Source organism: Pseudomonas sp. AN3A02 (assembly GCF_011765255.1).
Lineage (GTDB): Bacteria > Pseudomonadota > Gammaproteobacteria > Pseudomonadales > Pseudomonadaceae > Aquipseudomonas.
In genome coordinates this window covers 120,705-144,192 of record NZ_JAARNI010000013.1, presented here as the reverse complement: position 1 = coordinate 144,192, position 23,488 = coordinate 120,705, and the positions used below count along the sequence as shown (strand labels likewise).

At 60.4% G+C, this 23,488-nt stretch carries 21 protein-coding genes; 6 read left to right on the top strand and 15 right to left on the bottom strand.

The window, feature by feature from the left end; genetic code table 11:
• The first annotated feature begins 167 nt into the window (after window positions 1-167).
• Window positions 168-1,784, top strand: a complete 1,617-nt coding sequence (locus HBJ59_RS29060) for an inorganic phosphate transporter (protein WP_076016636.1) — start codon at window positions 168-170, stop codon at window positions 1,782-1,784.
• Window positions 1,785-1,909: 125 nt separating this feature from the next.
• Here the strand turns inward: HBJ59_RS29060 and HBJ59_RS29055 are convergent, their stop codons facing one another.
• From HBJ59_RS29055 to HBJ59_RS29045, 3 genes are all read right to left on the bottom strand, one after another.
• On the bottom strand, window positions 1,910-2,884 hold the full coding sequence (locus tag HBJ59_RS29055) for a biotin-dependent carboxyltransferase family protein (protein ID WP_167665538.1): 975 nt from the start codon (window positions 2,882-2,884) through the stop codon (window positions 1,910-1,912).
• Window positions 2,881-3,759, bottom strand: coding sequence for an allophanate hydrolase subunit 1 (locus HBJ59_RS29050; protein WP_167665537.1), 879 nt, complete (start codon window positions 3,757-3,759; stop codon window positions 2,881-2,883). The genes HBJ59_RS29055 and HBJ59_RS29050 overlap by 4 nt, the downstream gene beginning before the upstream one ends.
• Window positions 3,760-3,835: 76 nt before the next feature.
• The gene (locus tag HBJ59_RS29045; protein ID WP_003211441.1) at window positions 3,836-4,594 is read right to left on the bottom strand and encodes a 5-oxoprolinase subunit PxpA; all 759 of its coding nucleotides are present in this window, start codon (window positions 4,592-4,594) and stop codon (window positions 3,836-3,838) included.
• Between the two features lie 233 nt (window positions 4,595-4,827).
• Between HBJ59_RS29045 and HBJ59_RS29035 the strand changes: the two genes are divergently transcribed.
• Complete coding sequence (locus HBJ59_RS29035) at window positions 4,828-5,745, top strand: LysR family transcriptional regulator (protein ID WP_017475938.1); 918 nt, start codon at window positions 4,828-4,830, stop codon at window positions 5,743-5,745.
• On the opposite strand, the gene HBJ59_RS29030 is transcribed toward HBJ59_RS29035, so the two are convergent.
• Window positions 5,742-6,638, bottom strand: a complete 897-nt coding sequence (locus HBJ59_RS29030) for a LysR family transcriptional regulator (protein WP_167665536.1) — start codon at window positions 6,636-6,638, stop codon at window positions 5,742-5,744. The two genes, HBJ59_RS29035 and HBJ59_RS29030, sit on opposite strands and share 4 nt — an antisense overlap.
• A gap of 112 nt (window positions 6,639-6,750) precedes the next feature.
• On the opposite strand from HBJ59_RS29030, the gene HBJ59_RS29025 reads away from it, so the two are divergent.
• Both HBJ59_RS29025 and HBJ59_RS29020 read left to right on the top strand, forming a co-directional pair.
• On the top strand, window positions 6,751-7,509 hold the full coding sequence (locus HBJ59_RS29025; protein WP_076015773.1) for an SDR family NAD(P)-dependent oxidoreductase: 759 nt from the start codon (window positions 6,751-6,753) through the stop codon (window positions 7,507-7,509).
• 57 nt (window positions 7,510-7,566) lie between these two features.
• Window positions 7,567-8,490: a LysR family transcriptional regulator gene (locus HBJ59_RS29020; RefSeq protein ID WP_167665535.1), complete on the top strand. Its 924-nt coding sequence runs from the start codon at window positions 7,567-7,569 to the stop codon at window positions 8,488-8,490.
• A gap of 36 nt (window positions 8,491-8,526) precedes the next feature.
• Here HBJ59_RS29020 and HBJ59_RS29015 read toward each other — a convergent pair whose 3' ends face one another.
• Entirely contained in the window at window positions 8,527-8,973 is a 447-nt protein-coding gene (locus HBJ59_RS29015; RefSeq protein WP_076015775.1) for a multidrug/biocide efflux PACE transporter, read from the bottom strand.
• A gap of 89 nt (window positions 8,974-9,062) precedes the next feature.
• Here HBJ59_RS29015 and HBJ59_RS29010 point away from each other — a divergent pair, with 89 nt between their 5' ends.
• Entirely contained in the window at window positions 9,063-9,917 is an 855-nt protein-coding gene (locus tag HBJ59_RS29010) for a LysR family transcriptional regulator (RefSeq protein WP_076015776.1), read from the top strand.
• 4 nt (window positions 9,918-9,921) lie between these two features.
• On the opposite strand, the gene HBJ59_RS29005 is transcribed toward HBJ59_RS29010, so the two are convergent.
• Entirely contained in the window at window positions 9,922-10,764 is an 843-nt protein-coding gene (locus HBJ59_RS29005; protein WP_167665534.1) for a LysR family transcriptional regulator, read from the bottom strand.
• A 111-nt stretch (window positions 10,765-10,875) separates the two neighbouring features.
• On the opposite strand from HBJ59_RS29005, the gene HBJ59_RS29000 reads away from it, so the two are divergent.
• Window positions 10,876-11,601 (top strand): SDR family oxidoreductase, encoded by a 726-nt coding sequence (locus HBJ59_RS29000; protein WP_167665533.1) that lies wholly within the window; start codon window positions 10,876-10,878, stop codon window positions 11,599-11,601.
• A 73-nt stretch (window positions 11,602-11,674) separates the two neighbouring features.
• Here the strand turns inward: HBJ59_RS29000 and HBJ59_RS28995 are convergent, their stop codons facing one another.
• The 9 genes from HBJ59_RS28995 to bamA all read right to left on the bottom strand — a co-directional run bounded on the left by HBJ59_RS28995 (window position 11,675) and on the right by bamA (window position 23,448).
• Complete coding sequence (locus HBJ59_RS28995; RefSeq protein WP_076015779.1) at window positions 11,675-12,622, bottom strand: acetyl-CoA carboxylase carboxyltransferase subunit alpha; 948 nt, start codon at window positions 12,620-12,622, stop codon at window positions 11,675-11,677.
• Between the two features lie 138 nt (window positions 12,623-12,760).
• Window positions 12,761-16,282, bottom strand: a complete 3,522-nt coding sequence (gene dnaE, locus HBJ59_RS28990; RefSeq protein WP_076015780.1) for a DNA polymerase III subunit alpha — start codon at window positions 16,280-16,282, stop codon at window positions 12,761-12,763.
• Between the two features lie 76 nt (window positions 16,283-16,358).
• On the bottom strand, window positions 16,359-16,991 hold the full coding sequence (gene rnhB / locus HBJ59_RS28985) for a ribonuclease HII (protein ID WP_017479407.1): 633 nt from the start codon (window positions 16,989-16,991) through the stop codon (window positions 16,359-16,361).
• Entirely contained in the window at window positions 16,988-18,127 is a 1,140-nt protein-coding gene (gene lpxB, locus HBJ59_RS28980; RefSeq protein WP_167665532.1) for a lipid-A-disaccharide synthase, read from the bottom strand. The genes rnhB and lpxB overlap by 4 nt, the downstream gene beginning before the upstream one ends.
• A 2-nt stretch (window positions 18,128-18,129) precedes the next feature.
• Entirely contained in the window at window positions 18,130-18,906 is a 777-nt protein-coding gene (gene lpxA / locus HBJ59_RS28975; RefSeq protein ID WP_076015782.1) for an acyl-ACP--UDP-N-acetylglucosamine O-acyltransferase, read from the bottom strand.
• Window positions 18,903-19,343: a 3-hydroxyacyl-ACP dehydratase FabZ gene (fabZ, locus tag HBJ59_RS28970; RefSeq protein WP_003219309.1), complete on the bottom strand. Its 441-nt coding sequence runs from the start codon at window positions 19,341-19,343 to the stop codon at window positions 18,903-18,905. The genes lpxA and fabZ overlap by 4 nt, the downstream gene beginning before the upstream one ends.
• 110 nt (window positions 19,344-19,453) lie before the next feature.
• Window positions 19,454-20,509, bottom strand: a complete 1,056-nt coding sequence (lpxD, locus tag HBJ59_RS28965; protein ID WP_076015783.1) for a UDP-3-O-(3-hydroxymyristoyl)glucosamine N-acyltransferase — start codon at window positions 20,507-20,509, stop codon at window positions 19,454-19,456.
• Between the two features lie 3 nt (window positions 20,510-20,512).
• Window positions 20,513-21,016, bottom strand: a complete 504-nt coding sequence (locus HBJ59_RS28960; protein WP_033902788.1) for an OmpH family outer membrane protein — start codon at window positions 21,014-21,016, stop codon at window positions 20,513-20,515.
• A gap of 44 nt (window positions 21,017-21,060) precedes the next feature.
• Window positions 21,061-23,448: an outer membrane protein assembly factor BamA gene (bamA, locus tag HBJ59_RS28955; RefSeq protein WP_167665531.1), complete on the bottom strand. Its 2,388-nt coding sequence runs from the start codon at window positions 23,446-23,448 to the stop codon at window positions 21,061-21,063.
• Window positions 23,449-23,488: the final 40 nt, after the last annotated feature.

Here is a 23,488-nt window from a genome sequence, read left to right as displayed (position 1 = left end):
AGCGGTTTTGGGGGCTTCCCCTAAACCATAGAATCTCCCACATTTGATCGGCGGTATTTTATAGACCAGCGGCAACCTCAATTCCCTAAACACTGATTCATCGCAGCATCTCTGTAACATTCTGCAACGATCATGACCGACATCCTCCCCACACTGGATGCTCCGGCATGGCCACCCCTTCCCTGACTGCCTCCGCACACGCTTCCACCGCCGATCCCAAACCGCGCCTGGACAAGAAGCCAGGCCTGGTGACAGTGATCATTTTCTTCGCCGTACTCGCCATGGGCCTGCTGTTCACCGCCTACAGCCTGATGCACGACATGCGCGAACTGGGCACGGTGGTCACCACCTGGACGCCGTTCCTGCTGCTGGGTGTGGCGTTGTTGATCGCCCTGGGCTTCGAGTTCGTCAACGGTTTCCACGACACCGCCAACGCGGTGGCCACGGTGATCTACACCAACTCGTTGCCGCCGCATTTCGCGGTGGTGTGGTCGGGCTTTTTCAACTTCCTCGGTGTGCTGCTGTCCAGCGGCGCGGTGGCGTTCGGCATCATCGCCCTGCTGCCGGTTGAGTTGATTTTGCAGGTGGGCTCCTCGGCCGGTTTTGCGATGATCTTCGCGCTGTTGATCGCCGCGATCCTGTGGAACCTCGGCACCTGGTGGCTGGGTTTGCCGGCTTCGTCGTCCCACACCTTGATCGGCTCGATCATCGGTGTAGGCGTGGCCAACGCACTGATGCATGGCCGTGACGGCACCAGCGGCGTGGATTGGGGCCAGGCGATCAAGATCGGTTATGCGCTGCTGCTGTCGCCGCTGATCGGCTTCGCCTTCGCCGCCCTGCTGTTGCTGGCGCTGCGGGCCTTCGTGAAAAACCGTTCGCTGTACAAGGCACCCAAAGGTGACACCCCGCCGCCATGGTGGATTCGCGGCATGCTGATCGTCACCTGCACCGGCGTGTCGTTCGCCCACGGCTCCAACGATGGCCAGAAGGGCATGGGCCTGATCATGTTGATCCTGGTGGGCACCCTGCCGATGGCCTACGCGCTGAACCGCACCATGCCGGCCGGTGAGTCGTTGCAGTTTGCCGCCGTAGCCGAAGTGACCCAGGCGGCCTTGGTAAAAGCGGCGCCGCAACTGGCCCCTGCCGACTCGCGCGCCACCTTGTCGACCTACGTCCGCACCAAGGAAGCCACGCCGGAACTGGTGCCCGCCCTCGCCTCAATCACCGGGCATATTGGCGAAGAAGTGAAGAGCTACGGCTCCCTCGCTGCTGTACCGGCCGAGGCCGTGGGCAACGTGCGTAACGACATGTACCTGACCAGCGAAACCATCCGCCTGATGGACAAGGGCAAGGTCGGCAACTTCGACGCCGACACCCAGAACAAGCTGCAACTGTTCAAGCAACAGATCGACAACGCCACTCGGTTTATCCCACTGTGGGTCAAGATCGCCGTGGCCATCGCCCTGGGGCTCGGGACCATGGTCGGCTGGAAGCGCATCGTGGTGACGGTGGGCGAGAAGATCGGCAAGACCCACCTGACCTACGCCCAGGGCGCCTCCGCGGAGATGGTGACGATGCTGACCATCGGCGCGGCGGACATGTATGGCTTGCCGGTGTCCACCACCCATGTGCTGTCATCGGGCGTGGCCGGGACCATGGTGGCGAACGGGGGTGGGTTGCAGATGAAGACCATCCGCAATTTGCTGATGGCCTGGGTGCTGACATTGCCGGCAGCGATTCTGTTGTCGGGTAGCCTGTACTGGCTATTTACCAAATTGTTCTGACACAACGCGGATCAAAATGTGGGAGCGGGCTTGCTCGCGAAGGCGGTGTATCAGTCACCGGATGTATTGACTGACACTCCGCTTTCGCGAGCAAGCCCGCTCCCACATTGGGTTCAGTGGTGAGTTCAGGTATTAAACAACCCACCCATCACCTTCAACCGCTTCTTGTACACCCGCCGCGCCTCAAGCGCTTCCTCCAGCGTCACCGCCACAAACCCCGCGCGCTGGTTCGGTTGCATCTGCCCGATCAGATCCAGGTCGGCACTGATCACCGTGCCAATCATCGCGTAACCTCCACCCGACACCGCATCCCGATGCAGCACGATGGGCTCCAGCCCGGCCGGCACCTGGATCGAGCCGATGGGGTAGCAACTGTCGACGATGTTCGACGGATCAGACCCGGCGCCAAACGGCTGCTCCCGTGGCTGAAAGCTCAACGCGCTACCGCCCTTGAAGCGATAGCCGATGCGATCAGCCTCCGAACCGACCGTCCAGGGCTCAGCAAAAAAGCTGATTTTGGCGCCGGGCGTCAGTCGCTCGTAATACAGCCCCGGCACCACCCGCAGCGTCACGTCTCCGCCCACCGATTGGCGCAACGCCATGGGCAAACTATTCCCCGACCGGCCTTTGCCGCTGGCCTCGCCCACAGGCAATTCATCACCCTCCACCAGCCGCCGCCCGTGAAAACCGCCCAACGCACCCAGGGTGTAAGTGGACCGGCTGCCCAATACCAGCGGCACGTCGATACCACCGGCCACCGCGAGGTAAGTCCGTGCGCCGGCCTTGGGAAATTCAAAGCGCAGCACTTGCCCAGCGCGCACTTCAAACGCGGTGTCCTGATGCACCACCACACCGTCCAGGCGCGGTGACATCAGCGCACCGCACAGCGCTACCAGCGCGTCCTGCTGAAATTCCAGTTCCGGCCCGATCAACGTGCATTCCAGCCCGGCGGCACCGGCCGGGTTGCCCACCAGATGGTTGGCCGCGCTCAACGCGTATTGGTCCAGCGCGCCGGACGGCGGGATGCCGAGGTGGTAATAACCTTCGCGGCCCAGGTCCTGCACCGAGGTGGCGAGGCCGGGTTTGAGTACCTTGATCATGCCAGCGCCTCCTGCAGGGTTTTCGGATAGCCAATGGGGTCGGCGAGAAAGGCGTCGAGGGAAAACTCCACCGGACGGATGCGCAGGTCGAACCGCCCGGCCTCCACTTCAGCCACCGCCAGGTCATAGGCATCGCGGTCCATGGGTTTGAACTGCACGATGTCGCCGGGGCGGAAGAACACCATGTGTTCCTTGAGGTACGCCAACTGCTGTTGCGGGTCGTAGATCGGCGCCGGGGTGACGCCGAACATCTGGTAACCGCCGGCGCCGCGTACCGAATAAATACAGCCGAAGCAGCCGCCGTGGCCGAGGGTCAACTTCGGCGTGTCGGTACGCGGGCGCAGGTACTTGGGCACCTGCAACTGCCGCTCGCGTTCCACCATCTGGAACATGAACGGCAAACCCGCCACAAACCCCACCATCGAGACAAACCACGGCGCGCCACTGTGGGCCGCGATAAACGCTTCCACGTCTGCCAGGCCGTTGATCCGCGCGGCGTATTCCAGGTCGGTGCCGGTCGGGTCTTGATGACGGTCGCGAAAACGCATCAGGGTTTCATGGGTCCAGGGGTCGTTGTACAGAACCGGGATTTCGATGATGCGAGTATGCAAGGTGCGTTCGGCCACGGCTTGGGCTTCGGCGCTTTGCACCGCGTCCAGCAGCAGGTGGGGCGCGATGCGGTCCGGGTCGAAGCGAATCTGGAACGAGGCATTCGCCAGGCAGACGTCCAGCACACCGTCCAGGGCCAGGCGTTCCACCGCGCGGGTGACGGCCATGCCCTTGAAGAAAGCCTCCAGGGACATGCTCTCGCTGACCTCGGCAAACAGGTGTTCATCACCGCCAAAGCTGTAGCGGATCGGGGAAGATTCGGCCATGTCTGTTCCTCTTGGAATCATTGTAGAAAGGCAGGCAAAAAATCAGCAGGACCCGGTGTCTGGGCACCGGTGTCGGTCAACGAGGTGTGCGCACTTCAATCCCCGCCTGGTCCAGCGCTTCACGCGTCGCTTCCACCAGCTCAAGGGCGCCGGGGGTGTCGCTGTGCAGGCAGATGGAATCGAATTCGATAAACAGGTCTTCGCCTTCAACCGTGCGCACCAGGCCGGTCTGGCAGGCACGCAGGACACGCGCCGCAACCGTTGCCGGATCCAGCGCCCGCACATTGCGGGTAAACACGATGGAGCCGGTGAGATCGTACTCACGGTCGGCATAAAACTCCCGCACCACCGGCTGGCCCAGTTCCTTGGCAATCCGCCAGATCACCGAGTTGGGCATGCAGTACAGCAACAGTGTGGGTTCCAGGCGTTGCAGGTTTTCCACCAGCAATCGCGCCGCTTCTTCGTCCCGCGCCAGGTGCATGTACAACGCGCCGTGGGGCTTGATGTGTTGCAGCGTCAGGCCTTGAACCCGGGCGATTTCCCGCAGGGCGCCGAGTTGATAGAGCATGTCGTCCACCAACTCCTGTGCCGGGGCGTTGATATGGCGCCGGCCGAAACCCACCAGGTCACGAAAGCCCGGGTGCGCGCCAATTGCCACACCCAGCTGCTTGGCGCGCTCGACGGTACGGCGCATGGTGCCCGGGTCGCCGGCATGAAAGCCGGTGGCGATGTTGGCCGAGCTGATGTAGGCCATCAGTTCGCTGTCGACGCCATCGCCGATGGTCCAGGGCCCGAAGCCTTCGCCCATGTCCGAATTGAAATCCACTGCCTGCATCGGGGTCGCTCCGTTGAAGTTCATGCCATGGAAATTAGGCTGCCGCTTGACCCCTTGGGAAGATCTATTATCAGATGGGTCATCTTCTGAAAATCAGATACCTGATACTGATCGTTCCCACGCTCCGTGTGGGAATGCCACCCTGGACGCTCTGCGTCCGCTTTTAAAATCGTGACGCGGAGCGTCACAGGATGCGTTCCCCACGCAGAGCGTGGGAACGAGCGGAGAAACCAATGTCCCTGACCCTGCGCCAAATCCGCTACTTCGTCGCCACCGCCGAAATCGGCCAGATCTCCCAGGCGGCGATTCACCTCAACATCTCCCAATCCGCAGTGACCACCGCGATCAAGGAGCTGGAAGCGATGCTCGGCGCGCAGCTATTCGTGCGCTCGGCCCAGGGCATGAGCCTGACCGACGCCGGGCGGCATTTTCTCAACCGCGCCTACGTGATTGTGCGCAGCGTCGACGATGCCCTGAACAGCCCGTTACCGGACTACCGCGCCAGCGGCGTACTGCGGGTGGCCGCCAGCTACACCGTGCTCGGTTACTTCTTGCCGCACCACTTGCAGCGCATGGAACACTGGCACCCGGACGTGACCATTGAGGTCTTCGAACAGGAACGCCAGGCCATCGAACACGGCCTGCTCAACGGCCAGTTCGACATGGCCGTGGTGCTCACCGCCAACCTCACCCACCCGGATATCGTCTCGGAAATCCTCTTCAACTCCGAACGCCGCCTGTGGCTGCCCAGCCATCACCCGTTGTGCGAACGCCCGGCCGTGAGCCTCGCGGACGTGGCCAGGGAACCGTACATTTTCCTCACCGTCGACGAAGCCGAACAAAGCGCGATGCGCTACTGGGAACAGGCCGGGCAAACGCCCAAGGTGCGGCTGCGCACCAGTTCAGTGGAGGCGGTACGCAGCATGGTTGCCAATGGCAGCGGCGTGGCGATTCTGTCGGACCTGGTGCATCGCCCGTGGTCACTGGAAGGCAAGCGCATCGAAACCGTGAGCGTCACCGACAAGGTCACGCCCATGAGTGTCGGCCTGGCCTGGCACCGCGAGCGCGACTTCACCCCGGCGATGCAGGCGTTTCGGGATTACTTCCACGATGCATTCCTGGCGCCGCAGCAGTTGTCGGCCCGGCGTTAAAGCCGGGATTGCAGGATCGCCGCCAGCCAATCCATGAACACCCGCACCCGCAGCGGCAAATGCCGTTGGCCTGCGTACAGCAGGGACACGTCCAGCGCGGGTGCCGGATAGTCCGGCAGCACCGCCACCAACTCACCACTGGCCAATAGATCGACAATGCCCAGGACCGGCACCTGAGTCAGGCCGAACCCGCCGATGCACGCTGCCCGATACGCATCCGTGCTGTTAACGGTAACCCGCCCGGCCATGGGAACCCGGTGCACCTTGTTGCCCTGTACGTATTCAAACCCGGGCGAACGCGAGCCCAGCGGGCGTACGTAATGCACCAGTTGATGGTGGGCCAAATCGTCGAGTGTCTTGGGTATGCCGTGACGTTGCAGGTAAGTCGCGCTGGCGCAATTGATCATCGTCATGCTGCCCAGCAACCGCGCCACTACCGACTGGTCCGGCTGCGCGCCAATCCGCAATACGCAGTCGAAACCTTCGGCCAGCAGGTCGACCTGACGGTCAGTGCTGCTGATTTCCAGCTCGATCAGCGGGTGCAGGTCCATGAATTCCGGCAGGCGCGGCAGGATCAGTTCCCGGGCCATGACGTTGGGCATGTCCACGCGAATCCGCCCCGCCAGTTGCGCCTCATCCTGGCGAAACAAGCCTTCCAGCTCCTCCATGTGCGACAGCAGATCCTTGCTGCGTTCGTACAGCACGCGGCCATCCTGTGTCGCCTGAACCTTGCGCGTGGTGCGCTGCAACAGGCGCGCACCGAGCAACTCTTCCAGGGCCTGCACATGCTCGGACACGGTCGAGCGCGGCAGGCCCAGGCTCTCGCCCGCCTGGGTGAAACTCGACAGTTCGGTGACGCGCACGAAGGTGCGCAACAACTCAAGTTTGTTCATGGGATTGTTCGCCTTATCCGGCCAGTGATTCCGGTATCGCTCTGTTTATCACGTTATGGCCGGACAAATACACTCTGTCTCACGAACAATCACCCGCTCCGAGGACTCCACCATGACCCGTAAAATCGCACTGATCACCGGCGCCAGCCGTGGCCTGGGCAAAAGCGCCGCGCTGCACCTGGCAGCGCAAGGCGTCGACATCATCGGCACGTACCACAGCGCGGCGGACGAAGCCCAGGCCGTGGTCGCCCAAGTCGAAGCGCTGGGCGGCAAAGCGGCGATGCTGCAACTGGACGTCAGCCAGAGCTCCACCTTCGATGCATTCACCGCCCAGGTTGGCTCGGTGTTGAAAGAAGTGTTCGGCCAGGCGCACTTCAACTTCCTGATCAACAACGCCGGGATTGGCGCCCACGCCAGCTTTGCCGAAACCACCGAAGCGCAGTTTGACCAACTGGTGGCGATCCACTTCAAGGGCCCGTTTTTCCTGACCCAGAAACTGCTGCCACTGATCAGCGATGGTGGCCGCATCATCAATATCTCCAGCGGACTGGCGCGCTTCAGCCTGCCGGGTTACTCGGCCTACGCTTCGATGAAAGGCGCGGTGGAAGTGCTGACCCGCTACCAGGCCAAGGAGCTGGGTGCACGCGGGATTACCGTCAACACCCTGGCCCCCGGCGCGATTGCCACCGACTTCAGCGGCGGCGCGGTGCGCGACAATCCGGACGTGAACGCGATGGTCGCCAACAACACCGCACTCGGTCGCGCCGGCTTGCCGGATGACATTGGCGGGGCGATTTCCACCCTGCTGGCCGATGGCAGCAACTGGATCACCGGGCAGCGCGTCGAGGCGTCGGGCGGGATGTTTCTGTAACGCGCTCAGATTCTCCGCTAGCATCAATGCTTTCGGATAACTGACAGGCAATCACCCATGAGTTTTGATCCAGGATTGGCCGGCGGCATGGGCGTACTGGCCGCCGTGGTCGATAGCGGCAGTTTTGCCCGCGCCGCCGACAGCCTGGAGATGACGCCTTCGGGAGTCAGCCGGGCCATTTCGCGGCTGGAAAAACGCTTGGGGATTCGCCTGTTCGACCGCACCACTCGCTCGGTGCAATTGACCGACGAAGGCCGGCGTTTCTACCAGGAAATCGCCCCGCTGCTGGCCGGCCTGGAAGAAGCCGCCAGCTCGGCGGCAGACAGCGCCCTGACCGTACGTGGGCGGTTGCGGGTGAACATCGACCCGTACTTCTCGCGGCTGGTGCTGGGGCCGGTGCTCGGTGAATTCATGAGCCAGTACCCGCAGTTGCAGTTAGACCTGCACACGCGGGATCAACTCGGGGACCTGGTGGCGGATGGCTTTGACCTGGCCATCCGTTTTGGGATTCCGCAATCGTCCTCGTTGATCGCCCGCAAGTTGCTGGAAGTGCGGGTGCTCACGTTGGCGTCGCCGACTTATCTTGAGCGCCACGGCCGCCCCAACCAGCCATTGGACCTGGAAGACGGCCAGCACGTCTGCATCGACTTTCGCGACTCCCAGACCGGCCGGCCGTTTGGCTGGGAATTCCACCGGCCCGGCGAACAGATCAATGTCGCCACCAGCGGACGGCTGGTGGTCAACGATGCCGGGACCTTGTACAGCGTTTGCGAACACGGCCATGCAGTTGCGCAGATGCTCGACCTCGGGCTTGCGCCAGCGCTCGAATCGGGCGCGTTGATCGAGCTGTTTCCCGACTGGCCCGATGAGCGCTTCCCGTTGTATGCCTTATACCCGTCGCGGCATTTGCCGGCGGCCAAGGTGCGGGCGTTCCTGGAGTTTGTGGCGTCTGTAGGAGCGAGCTTGCTCGCGAAAAACTAAAGTGCGCCGTGTTACTCCTGAAACCCGGCGTTTTCGTTAACGTCCATCGCGAGCAAGCTCGCTCCTACAAATAATCCTTTCCCGCAACGCGTCGTACGCCCAGTGATACACATAGGTGTACGGCAGGAAAAACAGCAGCACGCCGATGTCGAGGATAAACGCCTGCATCAGGCTGATGTTCAGCCACCAGGCAATCAACGGTACGCAGATCGCCACCAGGCCGCCTTCAAACATCAACGCGTGCAGCACGCGGGTCCACACCCCGCCGGACAGTTGCAGGCGCGCCTTGAGACGGTCGAACAGGCCGTTGAAAATCACGTTCCAGGCCAGTGCCATAAGGCTGATGGCCAAGGTCACCATGCCCATCTCCAGCGCCGGTTTATCCATGATCCACGCCAGCAACGGCGTACAGATCAACAAAGCCAGGCCTTCAAAACCAATGGCCTGCCAAACGCGTTCAGTAATCGACTTGGTGGGTGTCATGACCCGTTCTCCGTGAGTGACGATGGTTGCCATCATTACCCTTTGAATCGATACTTCATAACCAATAACCATCGAACAAGGCGATAGTCATGGCTTCCCATGAAGTGCTTCAGGCGTTTGTGCAGGCGGCGACCCAGGGTTCGTTTTCAGCGGCGGCGCGCAAGCTGGGCAAGAGCCAGTCCACCGTCAGCGCGGCGGTGGCGAGCCTGGAGATTGACTTGGACGTGGTGCTGTTTGATCGCAGCAGCCGCAAGCCCACGCTGACCCCGGCCGGGCATGTGCTGTTGCAACGCGCCGAGCAGGTGCTGGAAGCCAGCAGCCGCCTGGAGTTGGCGGCCAGTCAGTTGTCCCAGGGGTTGGAGCCGAAGCTGAGTATCGCCATGTCCGATACGTACCAGTCGGACCGTTTCGAAACCGCCCTCAGCGCCTTCGAACAGCGCTATCCGGACCTGGAGCTGGAATGCCTGATCGCCGAATGCGAGGACTTGATCGCCCTGGTGCAAAGCGGCCGGGCGCAGATTGCGTTTATCGAGAAGCAGGACGTATACCCGCCGGACCTCACCAGTACCGCCGTGGAAGAGCGCACGGAAATCGCGCTGTTTGTAGCGCCCAAACATCCGCTGGCGAACCTTAAGGACATCGATCAGCAAACCCTGGAGCAACACCGCGAACTGCGCCTGGCGAGCATCATCAACCCGAATGAAACCCGGGGCCTGGGGCGTGTGTGGTCGGCGCCCAGTTACCTGATGCTGATGGAAATGGCGCAACTGGGCTTTGGCTGGGCACCGCTGCCGCGCTGGTTGGTGGAGCGCTTTGGCGGCGGCCACCTGTGTGAAATCAAGGCCCGGAGCTGGCCGCGCTCGGTGGCGGTGGATGCGTTGTGGTCACGCCAGCATCCGCCCGGCCCGGCAGGCAGTTGGTTGCTGGGCAAGATGCTGGAGTAACGGCTCAGGCTGCTTCTATCTGTGGCGGGCGGTTGTTCTGGAAATACTCATGCAGCGCCCGCAACGCCGGCAACTCCAGCGCCTGGGCAGCAAAGCACAACCCCACCCGGCGCGTCGGTGCCGGCAGGTGCCAGGGGCGAATCACCACCCCGGCCCGTTCCGCCGCCAGCGACTGCGGCAACATCGCCACGCCCACCCCGGCGGCCACCATGTGCAAGGCCTGGGTCAACGAACCGGCATGCCCGGCCACCGCCTGAGGTGAACGACCGTACAAGGCCATCAGGCGCTGGTACGAGTCATGCTGCGGGCAAGTGATCCAGTCTTCAATCGGCGCCCACGCCTGTTCTTTTCCACCTGCCGCCATCGGGTGTGCCACCGGCAGCGCCATCACGTAGGACTCTTCCCAAAGCGGCAGGAACAATTCGTCCTCGCAGCACATTTCCTCCACAGCCAGGCGCCCTTCTCCTTCACAGCCTTCCTGCAAGGTCAGCAGCAAGCCGGGTAAGCCTTGGTGCGCCATGCGCAGGAAAGTTTCGATCTGGCTGTCGGCAATATCGCCTTCCACCCCCAGTTCCAGGGCGATGCGGTTTTCGCGTCCGCGAAACAACCGGCTCAACGCATCGGCCTCGGCCACCATGCGCCGCGCTTGCGGGTACAGCACACGCGCCTCGTCACTGACCTCAACCCCGCGAGGCTGGCGCAGAAACAACGCCACGCCCAACTCTTCTTCCAGTTGCTTGATGGTCACCGACAGCGTCGGCTGGCTGACGAACAGGCGCTGGGCGGCGGCAGTGATATTGCGCTCTTCGAACACCGCGAGAAACGCTTTGAGATGACGCACATCCATAGCTAATACCGATGACAGACAGAGGAATAAGGCATTTTTCAGTCACTCAAGGGCTAAATATACTGCGACCCACGTTTAGTTATTTGTTTTTCTTATTTCAGGAGTTCAAGCATGAGCAAGCCATTGATCATCATCACCGGCGCCAGTTCGGGCATTGGCGAAGCGTCTGCGCGCTTGCTGTCGGCCGCCGGCCACCCGCTGTTGCTGTTGGCCCGCCGCATCGACCGGCTAAATGCGCTGGAGTTGCCGAACACCTTGAGTCGCGGTGTCGACATCACCGACCGCGCTGCACTGGTGGCAGCGGTGAAAGAAGCCGAAGCGCAATTCGGCCCGGCCGATGCACTGATCAACAATGCCGGTGTGATGCTGCTGGGCAGCGTCAGCGAACAGGACCCGGCACAGTGGGAGCAGATGCTCGACGTCAACGTGAAAGGCTTGCTGAACGGTATTCATGCAGTGGCTGCCAGCATGGTCGAGCGCAAGGGCGGCACGATCATCAACGTCAGCTCGGTGGCCGGGCGCAAGACCTTCCCTAACCATGTCGCCTATGTAGGCACCAAGTTTGCCGTGCATGGGATTTCGGAAAATCTGCGGGAAGAAATGTCGCCGCACAATGTGCGCGTGATCACCATCGCGCCGGGGGCGGTGGAAACCGAACTGCTGAGCCACACCACCGATGAAGCGATCAAGACCGGCTACCAGGCGTGGAAACAGGACATGGGCGGTACGGTATTGAGTGCGGATGACGTGGCTTCGGCGATTGCCTATGCCTACCAGCAGCCGCAGCATGTGTGCATTCGTGAGATCGTGTTGGCGGCGACGCGCCAGCAGCCGTAATTCAGTCGTCCAGGCAACATCGATTAAATGTGGGAGCGGGCTTGCCCGCTCCCACATTTAGTACTGCGTCGGCTTAGAGACCGTAGCTCATCAGACGCTCGTAACGACGGGCCAGCAGCGCCTCGTTGTCGAACTTCTTGAGCATCGCCAGTTGCGCGCTGAGTTCAGCACGAATGGTCGCGGCAGCGGCAGCCGGGTCACGGTGGGCGCCGCCCAATGGCTCGGCGATCACTTTGTCCACGATACCCAGGCCTTTCAGGCGATCAGCCGTGATGCCCATGGCTTCAGCGGCATCCGGCGCTTTCTCGGCGGTTTTCCACAAGATCGAGGCGCAACCTTCCGGCGAGATCACCGCGTAGGTCGAATATTGCAGCATGTTCAGTTGATCGCAGACGCCAATGGCCAGCGCACCGCCGGAACCGCCTTCGCCGATCACGGTAGCGATGATCGGGGTCTTCAGGCGAGCCATCACACGCAGGTTCCAGGCAATTGCTTCGCTCTGGTTGCGCTCTTCAGCGTCGATACCCGGGTAGGCGCCCGGGGTGTCGATGAAGGTCAGGATCGGCATCTTGAAGCGCTCGGCCATTTCCATCAGACGGCAAGCCTTGCGGTAGCCTTCCGGGCGCGGCATGCCGAAGTTGCGACGGACTTTCTCGCGCACTTCACGGCCTTTCTGGTGACCGATCACCATCACTGGCTGGTCGTCCAGGCGAGCGATACCGCCCACGATGGCAGCGTCGTCGGAGAAGTGACGGTCGCCGTGCAGTTCGTCGAACTCGGTGAAGATGTGCTCGATGTAGTCCAGGGTGTACGGACGGCGCGGGTGGCGGGCCAGGCGCGCGATCTGCCAGCTGGTCAGCTTGCCGAAGATGTCTTCGGTAAGCGTGCTGCTCTTGTCTTGCAGGCGAGCGATTTCATCGCCGATATTCAGCGAATTGTCATTGCCGACCAGGCGCAGCTCTTCGATCTTGGCTTGCAGGTCAGCGATCGGCTGTTCGAAATCAAGAAAATTCGGGTTCATAAGCGTCCGTCTTGGGTCGACGGCCAAGGAGTGCCTGGCCAGCCGGTGGTCTATTCGCGCCCTACCTTAAGGGAGAGGCGCGGTTAGGTCGAGATTAAATGTTCGGTCGAGATCAGGCTTTTTTGTACTGCCTGACCGTCAACGGTATTGGAGGAAGACGTTGTCACGCCCGAACTGGTCACGCAATGCTTGAATCAAGCCATCCGCCGGGTCGATTCTCCAGGTCTCGCCGAACTGCAGCATGGCCTTGGCATCGTTGCCGGTGTACTCCATGGTCACCGGGCACGCGCCGCGATGCCGCTTGAGCAAGTCACCCAACCAGCGTAGCTGATCACCTTTAAGCGCCTCGGTGCGCACTTTCAGGCGCAGGCTTTCGGCCAGGTTGGTGCGGGCATCTTCCATGCTCATCACGCGCTTGATCCGCAGGCGCAGGCCACCGGAGAAGTCGTCGTTGCTGACCTCCCCTTCCACCACCACCATCGCATCAGTCTGCAACAGTGACTGGGCGGAATGGAAGGCATCGGCAAACAGCGACGCTTCAATCCGGCCCGAGCGGTCGTCGAGGGTGATGAAGCCCATCTTGTCGCCCTTCTTATTCTTCATCACCCGCAGGGCGATGATCATGCCCGCAACGGTCTGGGTATCCCGCGCCGGCTTCAGGTCGATGATGCGCTGACGGGCGAAACGCCGGATTTCACCTTCGTATTCGTCAATCGGGTGACCGGTGAGGTACAGGCCCAGGGTGTCTTTCTCACCCTTGAGGCGTTCCTTGAGGGTCAGGTCCTTGGCTTTGCGGTGGTTGGCATAGACGTCGGCGTCTGCTTCGACGAACAGCCCGCCAAACAAGTCGGCGTGGCCGCTGTCGTGGGTGCGCGCGGTCTGCTCGGCGGCCTTGATCGCTTCTTCCATGGCGGTCAGCAACACTGCACGGTTGCGATCGATGTTGGCCTGGTAAGCCTTCGGCTCATCATGGAAATACGGGCCCAAGCGATCCAGGGCGCCGCTGCGGATCAAACCGTCAAGGGTACGTTTGTTGATGCGCTTGAGGTCGACCCGGGCGCAGAAGTCGAACAGGTCCTTGAACGGCCCGTCCTGGCGCGCTTCGGTAATCGCCTCCACCGGGCCTTCGCCCACGCCCTTGATCGCGCCGAGACCATAGATGATGCGGCCGTCATCGTTCACCGTGAACTTGAACTCGGAAGTGTTCACGTCCGGCGCGTCGAGGCGCAGCTTCATGGTGCGCACTTCTTCGATCAAGGTCACGACCTTGTCGGTGTTGTGCATATCCGCAGACAGTACCGCGGCCATGAACGGAGCCGGGTAATGAGCTTTCAGCCAGGCCGTCTGGTACGACACCAGTCCGTAAGCGGCGGAGTGAGACTTGTTGAAGCCGTAACCGGCGAACTTTTCTACCAGGTCGAAGATGTTACCGGCCAGGTCGGCGTCGATGTTGTTGGTGGCGCAACCTTCAATGAAACCGCCACGCTGCTTGGCCATTTCCTCGGGCTTTTTCTTACCCATGGCTCGACGCAGCATGTCCGCACCGCCGAGGGTGTAGCCGGCCATAACCTGGGCAATCTGCATCACCTGTTCTTGATACAGAATGATGCCGTATGTCGGTGCCAGTACCGGCTTGAGGCCTTCGTACTGGTAGTCGGAGTGCGGGTAAGCCAGTTCGGCACGCCCGTGCTTACGGTTGATGAAGTCGTCCACCATGCCCGATTGCAGCGGGCCCGGACGGAACAGGGCCACCAGTGCGATCAAGTCTTCCAGGCAGTCGGGCTTGAGCTTTTTGATCAGCTCTTTCATGCCACGGGATTCAAGCTGGAAGACGGCCGTGGTTTCGGCCTTTTGCAGCAACTGGTACGTCGGTTTGTCGTCCAGCGGGATAAAGGCGATGTCCAGCGGCGGCTCGTCGATCTTCGCCCGCTCGCGGTTGATGGTCTTCAGCGCCCAGTCGATGATCGTCAGGGTACGCAAACCGAGGAAGTCGAACTTCACCAGGCCGGCCGCCTCCACGTCATCCTTGTCGAACTGGGTTACCAGGCCGTCGCCTTCTTCGTCGCAATAGATCGGCGAAAAGTCGGTCAGCTTGGTGGGCGCGATGACTACACCACCGGCGTGTTTACCGACGTTACGCACTACACCTTCGAGCTTGCGCGCCATGTCCCAGATTTCGGCCGCTTCTTCATCGACCTTGATGAAGTCCCGCAGGATTTCTTCCTGCTCGTAGGCTTTTTCCAGGGTCATGCCGACTTCAAACGGAATCATCTTCGACAGGCGGTCCGCCAGGCCGTAGGACTTGCCTTGCACACGGGCCACGTCGCGGATTACCGCTTTCGCCGCCATGGAACCGAAGGTGATGATCTGGCTTACCGCATTGCGGCCGTATTTCTCGGCCACGTATTCGATAACCCGGTCGCGACCATCCATGCAGAAGTCGACGTCAAAGTCGGGCATCGATACCCGTTCCGGGTTAAGGAACCGTTCGAACAGCAGGTCATATTCCAGCGGGTCGAGGTCGGTGATCTTCTGCACATAGGCCACCAGGGACCCGGCACCCGATCCACGGCCAGGGCCTACCGGCACGCCGTTGCTTTTGGCCCACTGGATAAAGTCCATTACGATCAGGAAGTAACCGGGGAACCCCATCTGGATAATGATATCCAGCTCGAAATTCAGCCGGTCGACGTACACCTGGCGCTTGGCTTCGTAATCTTCAGTGGTGTCCTTGGGCAGCAGGACACTCAAACGGTCTTCCAGGCCGTCGAACGACACCTTGCGGAAATATTCATCGATGGTCATGCCATCGGGAATCGGGAAGTTGGGCAGGAAGTGCTTGCCCAGCTTCACCTCAATATTGCAGCGCTTGGCGATTTCGACAGAGTTTTCCAGGGCCTCGGGCAGGTCGCTGAACAGCTCGGCCATTTCATCGGCGCTTTTGAGGTACTGCTCTTCGCTGTAGTTTTTCGAACGGCGCGGATCGTCCAGCGCCCGGCCTTCACCGATGCATACGCGGGTTTCGTGGGCCTCGAAGTCTTCTTTCTTGATAAAGCGCACATCGTTGGTCGCGACCAGCGGCGCACCGAGCTTTTCAGCCAGGGCCACGGCGGCGTGCAACTGCTCTTCATCGTTGGGGCGGTTGGTGCGCTGGATTTCCAGGTAGAAACGGTTGGGGAACACGTCCATCCACTCACGGGCGAGCACTTCCGCCTCCTGAGGATTGCCGCCCAACAATGCGATACCGATTTCACCCTCTTTGGCCGCCGAGAGCATGATCAGCCCTTCGCTGGCCTCAGCCACCCACTCGCGCTCGATGATGATCGAGCCGTTGCGCTGGCCGTCGATAAAACCACGGGAAATCAGTTCGGTGAGGTTGCGATAACCGACGCCGTTCATCGCCAACAGGCTGATGCGGCTCAGTGGGTTATCCGGGTCTTTGTTCGACAGCCACAGGTCGGCGCCGCAGATCGGCTTGATGCCGGCGCCCATGGCGGCCTTGTAGAACTTGACCAGGGAGCACATGTTGTTCTGGTCGGTCACCGCCACGGCAGGCATGTTCATGCCCACCAGGGTTTTGACCAGGGGTTTGATCCGTACCAGGCCGTCGACCAGGGAGTATTCAGTGTGCAGGCGCAGGTGAACGAATGAAGCCGGCATAGTGATCCTGTCTAAAAACGTGGAGACAACAAGGCCCGGATTGTACCGGGCCTTGGCAAAAACATCAGCCTTGCTGCTAAACCTCGATCAAGCTTTCCCGGGCCTCGTAAGCCTGGCGAACCGGGGCGAACGAGCGGCGGTGGATCGGGGTTGGGCCCAGGCGAGCCAAAGCTTCCAGATGAACGGGCGTCGGATAGCCTTTGTGTCCACCGATGCCGTAGCCGGGGTAGATCAATTCGAAAGCCGCCATTTCACGGTCACGGCTAACCTTGGCCAGGATCGAGGCAGCGGCAATCGCCGGCACCTTGCTGTCGCCCTTGACCACTGCTTCCGCCGGCATTGTCAGCTTCGGGCAGCGGTTGCCGTCGATCATCGCCATTTTTGGCGTGATGTGCAGGCCTTCGATGGCGCGCTGCATGGCCAACATGGTGGCGTGCAAAATATTCAGCTCGTCGATTTCTTCGACTTCAGCCCGGGCGATATGCCAGCTCAGGGCTTTCTCACAGATCTCGTCGTAGAGTTTTTCACGACGGGCTTCGGTGAGTTTCTTCGAATCGTTGAGACCGAGGATCGGACGGTTCGGGTCGAGAATCACCGCGGCGGTGACGACTGCGCCGCACAGCGGGCCACGACCGACTTCGTCGACGCCGGCCACCAGATCAAGAGCATCGGCGACCAGGCTGAAATCCAGGCCCATTTGCGTCTTCATAGGGCTTCCTGTTTATGGCCGATCAAGGTCAGCACGGCATCTGCCGCCTGGTTCGACGCATCACGGCGCAGGGTACGATGGATTTCGTCGAAACCACGGGTTTGTTCTTCGCCGCCATCGATCAACGGGAGCATGGTGTGCGCCAAGGCTTCCGGCGTCGCGTCGTCCTGCAGCAATTCGGGCACCAGCAGTCGCTGGGCCAGCAAATTGGGCAGGGAAATGTAAGGGCTTTTGACCATACGCTTGAGAATCCAGTAGGTCAGCGGCGCGAGGCGATAGGCCACGACCATAGGGCGCTTGTAGAGCAGGGCCTCCAGGGTCGCGGTGCCGGAGGCGATCAGCACCGCATCGCATGCAGCCAGCGCCAGGTGCGAGCCGCCGTCGAGCAAGGTCAACGGCAAGTTGCGGCCTACCAGCAATTCTTCAACTTGCGCGCGACGCTGAGGGCTGGCGCACGGCAATACGAAGCGCACGCCCGGCTTCAGCGATTGCAGGCGTTCGGCAGCATCAAAAAACAGTGCGCCGAGACGACCGACTTCGCCACCACGGCTACCCGGCATCAGGGCGACCAAGGGTCCGTCGGGCAAGCCCAGTTCGGCACGCGCCGCAGCACGGTCAGCCTGGAGCGGGATGGTATCGGCCAGGGTGTGGCCAACAAACCGCACCGGCACGCCCTTCTCCTCGTAGAACCTGGCCTCGAACGGCAGCAGGGTCAGCATCAGGTCGCAGCCTTCGCGAATCTTCAGCACGCGCTTTTGCCGCCACGCCCATACGGACGGGCTGACGTAATGCACGGTCTTGATCCCGGCCTGACGCAACTTGAGTTCGATATTGAGGGTGAAGTCCGGAGCGTCGATTCCGATAAAGACGTCGGGCTTTTCTTCGATCAGGGTCCGAATCAGCTTTTTGCGGCGAGCCAGCAGCTCACGCAACCGACCCAGCACTTCCACCAGTCCCATGACCGACAAGCGCTCCATGGGAAAGTAGGACGTGAGGCCTTCAGCCTGCATCAGCGGACCGCCGACACCAATGAATTCAACCGCCGGATGCTGGAGCTTGAGGGCCCGCATCAGGCCTGCACCGAGAATATCGCCGGAAGCTTCTCCGGCCACCAACGCTATACGCAGCTTGGCCATGATCAGCGAGTGATGCCGCGAGTCGACGACTGGATCGAGTCACGGAATATTGCGACTTCCGGAAACAATGTTGCGGGTTCCGTCAGTTCGGTCAAAGCCTGGTCGACCGTCAGCCCCTGGCGGTAAACCACCTTATAGGCGCGGCGCAGGGCATGGATCGCGTCTTCGCTGAAACCCCGACGGCGCATGCCTTCGAAGTTCATGCTGCGGGCTTCGGCCGGGTTGCCGAATACCGTGACGAACGCCGGAACGTCCTTGCCGATGGCGGTACCCATGCCGGAAAAGCTGTGGGCGCCGATATGGCAGTACTGATGCACCAGGGTGAAGCCGGACAGGATCGCCCAATCGTCCACATGCACGTGGCCGGCCAACGCAGTGTTGTTGACCAGAATGCAGTGGTTGCCGATGACGCTGTCATGGCCGATGTGCGCGTAAGCCATCACCAGGTTGTGATCACCCAGGGTGGTCTCTGCGCGGTCCTGAACGGTACCGCGGTGAATGGTCACGCCTTCACGGATGATGTTGTGATCTCCGATTACCAGGCGCGTCTCTTCACCCTTGTACTTCATGTCCGGAGTGTCTTCGCCTATCGATGAAAACTGATAGATGCGATTGTGTTTGCCAATCCGCGTCGGGCCTTTGAGGATTACATGCGGCCCGATGACTGTCCCCTCGCCGATTTCCACACCTGCGCCGACGATCGACCAAGGGCCGACCTCAACGTCGGCGGCCAGTACGGCCGTCGGATCGATGATTGCGCGAGGGTCAATCAAACTCATAGTTTGCGTTCCGCACAGATGATTTCAGCCGAGCACACCGGCTTGCCGTCGACCGACGCCTGGCATTCGAACTTCCAGATCTGGCGCTTGCAGCTGATGAACTTGGCTTCCAGGATCAACTGATCACCCGGGGTCACCGGGTTGCGGAAGCGCAGTTTGTCGGAGCCCACGAAATAATAGAGCGTGCCATCGGCAGGCTTCAGGTCGAGCATTTTGAAACCAAGGATACCGGCAGCCTGGGCCATCGCTTCGATGATCAAAACGCCTGGCATGATGGGATGCGCAGGGAAGTGACCATTGAAGAACGGTTCGTTGATGCTGACATTCTTGTAGGCACGAATGCGCTTTTCCTCAACATTGAGGTCCGTTACTCGGTCCACCAGCAGGAACGGGTAACGGTGAGGCAGGTATTCGCGAATCTCGTTGATGTCCATCATTTCGGGGGGAAGCCTGTAATAAAGATTGGGAGCGTGCGGACTAAGGCACGCCCCTCTAGCAAATCAAGGAGGCAGTCTAGCGGCTGTGCACACTTGATATGGAAATGGTATCAGCCATCTGATGAAGCATTACCGCCAGGGGTCACGTCCCCAACACGCTTTTCCAGATGTTTCAGGCGCCGAGCGATATCGTCGAGCTGCCTCAGACGCGCCGCGCTCTTGCGCCATTCGGCCGCAGGCTGCATGGCCGTACCGGATGAATAGGACCCAGGTTCGGTAATCGAATGGGTCACCATGGTCATGCCGGTGATGAATACGTTGTCGCACACTTCGATATGGCCCACCAGGCCTACACCGCCGGCGAGCATGCAATGCTTGCCAATCTTGGTGCTGCCGGAAATCCCCACGCACGCCGCCATGGCGGTGTGATCGCCAATCTGCACGTTGTGGGCAATCTGAATCTGGTTATCCAGTTTCACACCGTTACCAATGACGGTATCGGCCAAGGCGCCGCGATCAACAGCAGTATTGACGCCAATTTCCACGTCATCACCGATCAACACGCCGCCCACTTGGGCAATCTTGTGCCAAATACCTTTCGCGTTGGCGAAGCCGAAGCCCTCGCCGCCGATCACAGCACCTGACTGAATCACTACACGCTCACCGATACGCACGTCGTGGTACAGGGTCACGCGAGGAGCCAGCCAACCACCGGCACCAATCTCACTGCGGGCGCCGATAAAGCACTGGGCGCCTATCGTTACACCCGCGCCGATACGTGCGCCGCTTTCGATCACCACAAAAGCACCAATGCTCGCGGCAGGGTCAACCTGCGCGTCATCCGCGATTACCGCCGAAGGATGGATTCCCGCAGCAGCCTTGGGTTTTGGATCGAACAGGTGCGATGCCCGGGCATACGCCAGGTACGGGTCGGCAACAACCAGCGCATCCCCGGCAAACTCTTCGGCGTCAGCGGCCTTCAGCAACACGGCTGCGGCACGGCTTTCGCCCAGGTATTTACGGTATTGGGGGTTTGCCAGGAAGCTCAACTGAGCTGGGCCAGCCTCCTGCAAGGTGGCTAGCCCAGTAATTTCCTTCTCCGGAGAGCCACGTAAGGTGGCCCCCAGGAACTCGGCCAATTGGCCGAGTTTGATAGTCGCAGTCATGGCTTACTTCAGCTGATTCATGCGCTCGATCACCTGACGGGTGATGTCGTACTGAGGTTTAACGTCGATGACTGCACCGCGTTCGAATACTAGGTCAAAGGCACCTTTCTTGATGACTTCTTCCACAGCGCTGTCGAGTTTCGGCTTGAGTTGCTTGAGCATTTCGCGGTCGGCAACAGCCTTGGCTTCGTTCAGCTCCTTGGACTGGAACTGGTAGTCACGGGCCTTTTGCTTGAATTCAAGCTCCAGACGCTCGCGCTCGCCTTGCTGCATCTTGTCGCCACCGGCTACCAGACGATCCTGGATACCCTTGGCGCTGCTTTCCAGCGTCTTCAGCTTGGTCAGCTGCGGACCGAATTTCTTCTCGGCATCCACGGCGTATCTCTTGGCCGCATCGGATTCCAGCAGAGCCATCTGATAGTTCAGAACAGCAATCTTCATTTCGGCAAAGGCCGGGGTCGCTACCAGGACAGTCGCCAGGAGAACCAATTGAGTCAACTTACGCACGATGCACTCCTACAAATCCGTTGTCGTTATCTTGGGTCAGACGCTTAGAACGTCTGGCCGAGGGAGAATTGGAAAATCTGGGTTTCAGCGTTATCCGGTTTCTTGATCGGCATGGCCAGAGCAAAGCTCAATGGGCCCAGCGCCGTCACCCAGGTCACGCCCACACCTACAGAGCTTGCCAGGTTGCTCAGACTTACGTCGTTGCATTGCGTGTTGGACTTCGAGCCATTCGGGTTGGTGACCTGTTCGCACTTGGAGTCGAACACGTTACCCACATCCCAGAAGACCGACGTACGCAGGGAACGTTGATCTTTCACGAATGGCAGCGGGAACAGGATTTCCGCACCACCCTGGATCAGCACGTTACCACCGAATGGCAGCGGGTCGTTGTCCGAGTCAGCCACGGTACCTTTGTTACCCGTTACATCCGCACCACGACTTGGGGTACCACGAGGGCCCAAGGTGCTGTCTTTGAAACCACGTACCGAGTTGAAACCACCCGCATAGTAGTTCTCATAGAACGGCAAGCCGCTGGTCGAACCGTAACCATCGCCATAACCCAGTTCGGTGTGCAGGCGCATGGTGTAGTTTTCGCTCAATGGCTGGAACAACTGGCCACGGTAGTCGAGTTTGAAGAACGACAGGTCGCTGCCCGGCGTGGTGGCTTCCAGAGTCAGGCTCTGGGAATGGCCACGGGTCGCCAGTACACCTTTGTTCAGGGTCGATTCCGACCAGCCGGCCGAAGCCTTGAAGTTCAGGAACTGGTCGCCTTCTTTACGCACGAAGTTGAAGATCTCATCCACGGTGTACACACCAGTCTTGATCTTGTCCTGTTGCGCGGTCAGGCCGAAGGTCAGACGCGAGGTCTCACTGATCGGGTAACCAATGTTGGCGCCAACACCCAGGCTGTCGATTGCATAGCTTGCAACATCAACGTCGAGGTCTTTGTAGTCGGTTGTGCGGTAGAAGGCGTTGTAGCCCAGGCTCACACCGTCAGCAGTCCAGTAGGGGTCGACATAACCGAAGTTATAGCGGCTCTGGTATTCGCTTCGGGTCAGCCCGATGGAAACCTTGTTACCGGTACCGAGGAAGTTGTTCTGGGTAATCGAACCACCGAGGATCAGACCGGCACTCTGGGCGAAACCGACACTGGCGGTAATCGAACCGGAGGCTTGTTCTTCTACGGCGTAGTTCACGTCAACCTGGTCATCCACGCCCGGTACAGCCGGGGTTTCAACGTTGACTTCTTTAAAGAAGCCCAGGCGCTCAAGTCGAACCTTGGACTGGTCGATCAGGTAAGTCGACGCCCAGCCACCTTCCATCTGACGCATTTCGCGACGCAGCACTTCGTCAGCAGACTTGGTGTTGCCACGGAAGTTGATGCGGTTCACGTAGGCACGCTTGCCCGGGTCTACAACGAAGGTGATGTCTACCGTGTGGTCTTCGTCGTGCGGGGTCGGTACGCCGTTGACGTTGGCGAAGGTATAGCCTTCGTTACCCAGGCGACGGGTGATCAGTTCGGACGTGGTGGTCATCAGCTTGCGCGAGAACACCTGGTCTTTCTGCACCAGCAACAGGGACTTGACCTGGTCTTCAGGCACTTTCAAGTCACCGCTGAGCTTGACGTCACGAACCTTGTACTTCTCGCCTTCGTTGACGTTGACCGTGATATAGACGTGCTTCTTGTCCGGGGTGATGGACACCTGGGTCGAAGCGATATCCATATTGATATAGCCACGGTCCAGGTAGTAGGAACGCAGGCGCTCCAGGTCACCGGACAGTTTTTCGCGAGCGTACTTGTCATCGTTCTTGAAGAACGACAACCAGTTGGTGGTCTTGAGTTCGAACAGGTCAACCAGGTCGTCATCAGAGAACTTGGTGTTACCCACCACGTTGATGTGCTGGATCGCCGCCACGGTGCCTTCGTTGATGTTGACCTTCAGGCCGACGCGGTTACGCGGCTGCGGCACCACTTCAGTCTCGACGGTAGCCGAGTAACGGCCCTGGGCAACGTACTGGCGTTGCAGCTCGTTACGCACGCCTTCGAGGGTGGCACGCTGGAAGATCTCGCCTTCGGCAAGGCCCGATTGCTTGAGGCCTTTCATCAGGTCTTCAGTGGAGATCGCCTTGTTGCCTTCGATCTCGATACTGGCGACAGAAGGCCGCTCGACGACGGTGATGACGAGGACGTTACCTTCGCGACCCAGTTGGATATCTTGAAAGAACCCGGTTTTGAACAGCGCACGAGTGGATTCCACCAGGCGACGGTCATCAGCCTGTTCCCCGACGTTCAACGGCAAGGCACCAAAGACGCTACCCGCGGAAACCCGCTGGAGGCCGTTGACGCGAATATCGGAGATGGTGAAGGACTCGGCGTGAACTTCGGCGATCATCAATACGGTGAGAACCGCAGTTAGCAGCAGACGTTTCATGAAGTCCTTTCTTATTCCAACTGGCAATAAACAAACTGCC

What these genes read in the sequence shown, in the direction of transcription:
- HBJ59_RS29060 (WP_076016636.1), top strand. Translation starts at nt 168, where the DNA reads ATGGCCACCCCTTCCCTGACTGCCTCCGCACACGCTTCCACCGCCGAT.
- HBJ59_RS29055 (WP_167665538.1), bottom strand. Translation starts at nt 2,884, where the DNA reads ATGATCAAGGTACTCAAACCCGGCCTCGCCACCTCGGTGCAGGACCTG.
- HBJ59_RS29050 (WP_167665537.1), bottom strand. Translation starts at nt 3,759, where the DNA reads ATGGCCGAATCTTCCCCGATCCGCTACAGCTTTGGCGGTGATGAACAC.
- HBJ59_RS29045 (WP_003211441.1), bottom strand. Translation starts at nt 4,594, where the DNA reads ATGCAGGCAGTGGATTTCAATTCGGACATGGGCGAAGGCTTCGGGCCC.
- HBJ59_RS29035 (WP_017475938.1), top strand. Translation starts at nt 4,828, where the DNA reads ATGTCCCTGACCCTGCGCCAAATCCGCTACTTCGTCGCCACCGCCGAA.
- HBJ59_RS29030 (WP_167665536.1), bottom strand. Translation starts at nt 6,638, where the DNA reads ATGAACAAACTTGAGTTGTTGCGCACCTTCGTGCGCGTCACCGAACTG.
- HBJ59_RS29025 (WP_076015773.1), top strand. Translation starts at nt 6,751, where the DNA reads ATGACCCGTAAAATCGCACTGATCACCGGCGCCAGCCGTGGCCTGGGC.
- HBJ59_RS29020 (WP_167665535.1), top strand. Translation starts at nt 7,567, where the DNA reads ATGAGTTTTGATCCAGGATTGGCCGGCGGCATGGGCGTACTGGCCGCC.
- HBJ59_RS29015 (WP_076015775.1), bottom strand. Translation starts at nt 8,973, where the DNA reads ATGACACCCACCAAGTCGATTACTGAACGCGTTTGGCAGGCCATTGGT.
- HBJ59_RS29010 (WP_076015776.1), top strand. Translation starts at nt 9,063, where the DNA reads ATGGCTTCCCATGAAGTGCTTCAGGCGTTTGTGCAGGCGGCGACCCAG.
- HBJ59_RS29005 (WP_167665534.1), bottom strand. Translation starts at nt 10,764, where the DNA reads ATGGATGTGCGTCATCTCAAAGCGTTTCTCGCGGTGTTCGAAGAGCGC.
- HBJ59_RS29000 (WP_167665533.1), top strand. Translation starts at nt 10,876, where the DNA reads ATGAGCAAGCCATTGATCATCATCACCGGCGCCAGTTCGGGCATTGGC.
- HBJ59_RS28995 (WP_076015779.1), bottom strand. Translation starts at nt 12,622, where the DNA reads ATGAACCCGAATTTTCTTGATTTCGAACAGCCGATCGCTGACCTGCAA.
- dnaE (WP_076015780.1), bottom strand. Translation starts at nt 16,282, where the DNA reads ATGCCGGCTTCATTCGTTCACCTGCGCCTGCACACTGAATACTCCCTG.
- rnhB (WP_017479407.1), bottom strand. Translation starts at nt 16,991, where the DNA reads ATGAAGACGCAAATGGGCCTGGATTTCAGCCTGGTCGCCGATGCTCTT.
- lpxB (WP_167665532.1), bottom strand. Translation starts at nt 18,127, where the DNA reads ATGGCCAAGCTGCGTATAGCGTTGGTGGCCGGAGAAGCTTCCGGCGAT.
- lpxA (WP_076015782.1), bottom strand. Translation starts at nt 18,906, where the DNA reads ATGAGTTTGATTGACCCTCGCGCAATCATCGATCCGACGGCCGTACTG.
- fabZ (WP_003219309.1), bottom strand. Translation starts at nt 19,343, where the DNA reads ATGATGGACATCAACGAGATTCGCGAATACCTGCCTCACCGTTACCCG.
- lpxD (WP_076015783.1), bottom strand. Translation starts at nt 20,509, where the DNA reads ATGACTGCGACTATCAAACTCGGCCAATTGGCCGAGTTCCTGGGGGCC.
- bamA (WP_167665531.1), bottom strand. Translation starts at nt 23,448, where the DNA reads ATGAAACGTCTGCTGCTAACTGCGGTTCTCACCGTATTGATGATCGCC.